This window comes from Stieleria mannarensis, from assembly GCF_014154935.1.
Lineage (GTDB): Bacteria > Planctomycetota > Planctomycetia > Pirellulales > Pirellulaceae > Stieleria > Stieleria mannarensis.
The window spans coordinates 1-1,610 of the sequence record NZ_JACEHH010000142.1; the positions used below are offsets into that span (position 1 = coordinate 1).

General features: G+C 56.1%; 1 protein-coding gene. It reads right to left on the bottom strand.

Features of this window, described 5'->3' with window-relative positions:
* Window positions 1-37: 37 nt before the first annotated feature.
* Window positions 38-1,249 (bottom strand): hypothetical protein, encoded by a 1,212-nt coding sequence (locus H1B37_RS32770; RefSeq protein WP_182871478.1) that lies wholly within the window; start codon window positions 1,247-1,249, stop codon window positions 38-40.
* Window positions 1,250-1,610 lie beyond the last annotated feature (361 nt).

Sequence of the window (1,610 nt, forward strand, 5' to 3'; positions counted from 1 at the left end):
GGGTGCGATCCGCGTGATGCGCGGCGTAGCCCGCCAATCACGCGTCTTCGGTTTTGATAAGGTCGCTGACGGTCGGTTTTCCTGTAAGCCATTTCCTATAAACCGTGTCCCAGATTCCGCTTAGCAAGATGCAGCGTAGCGTCATCGTTCGCTGACCGCCTTCCTTGTTCCAACGCATCCCAGATAGTTTCATCCGTTCACTGACGATCTGCTTGCAAGCTGATTCCACCACGCCGCTGCCAATTGGGCAACCACGCGATTTCATGGACGCGTAGTTCATGAAGCGACCATAACGACGAAGGTACCGCTCGGCCTTCTCCGCCTCCTCGGTCGCTGATGCCGTGTAGCGATACAGTTGACGCATCTTCGCGATACTGCGCAGCATGCGTCCGTGGCCACCGGGCTGCAGAAGCAACCACCTCGCATGTTCAAGCCACTTGCCCCGTTTTGCAGAGTCCCCGCCAAAGTTCAATGCGTCGGCGATCACCGTCAGACGCTCAGCGGCATGGTAGTAGTCGACCACACGGGTGACTTTGATCCGCCGCCCATCGACGAAGAATGCCTGCAATGTATTCCTCCAGTAAGCCGTTTCGATCTTGCCCGCGTCGCTGACGTACACGATCTCTGGAACCCGACCACCACAGTCACGAACGGTTGCCTTGAGCAGACTGGTGAGTCGATTCGAAAGAGTGGCTTGATTTGTCTCGGGGACACAGCCCAAGTACACCGTGCCGAGTTTCTTGCCGTTGGCCAAAACGCTCACGCATGCGACACTTGCCATCTCGAAACAGCTCCACGGCGCGAGGCCCAGTGCGACGCCGTCACGACTGACCGACAATATCGGCGTTTTCCTCTGCTTGCGGGCCTTGCCGATCAGCTTCATCAGTTCCTCAACCTGAGCCTCCTCGCGATGCGATTCCATGCTGTTGGCGAGCGTGCCGACGAGTTTGCGAAGTTTCTCAGTACCAATCTTGGTTTTCATTTGATCGTTGATCATTTCCAGCGTCCGCCCCTGCGAACTTCCGCAGGTCGCGAATTGTTTGCCGATTCGGTCAGCCGCGGCCGGAGTAAACCCATTTTCAATACCCAGCAGGATTTCCATCGGGAAGATCACCTTGCCGGCTCGCCCGCGTCGATACCGCGCTCGCTCGAGCGAAATCTTGCCGAACCGTGTCACAATATCTGGCCGAAGCGTTTTGTCAGGCAAACGCCGATGAGACCGATCACGAAACGAAACGGTTCCGGGCATGCGATCGATCGCGGGCTCAAGATGCGAAAAGAGCCATTCGATCAACCTTCGGCCAGCCTCAAGGAGTTGCTGATGAAGCCGGTTTTCAAGGCCATGAGTCTGTTCGGGTGTCGGTTGCTCAGCAGCAAACGATCGGACCAGCGAGAAAGCTTGTTGCCGAAACTCGTCGACGATTTTGTCCACGGCCACCTGAATTCCAGAATCTGCGATTGCCGAAACGAGGCTTCCAGCGTTAACTTTGACATCCATGAGGCTTCCTTTCCTGCGGTGTTAGTGTGGTAACCAACATTTTGCAGGGGGAAGCCTCTTTTCATAAATACCAATCTGGCCAAATCATGGGCGCACTACGCGGATCGCACCC

What these genes read in the sequence shown, in the direction of transcription:
- H1B37_RS32770 (WP_182871478.1), bottom strand. Translation starts at nt 1,249, where the DNA reads ATGCCCGGAACCGTTTCGTTTCGTGATCGGTCTCATCGGCGTTTGCCT.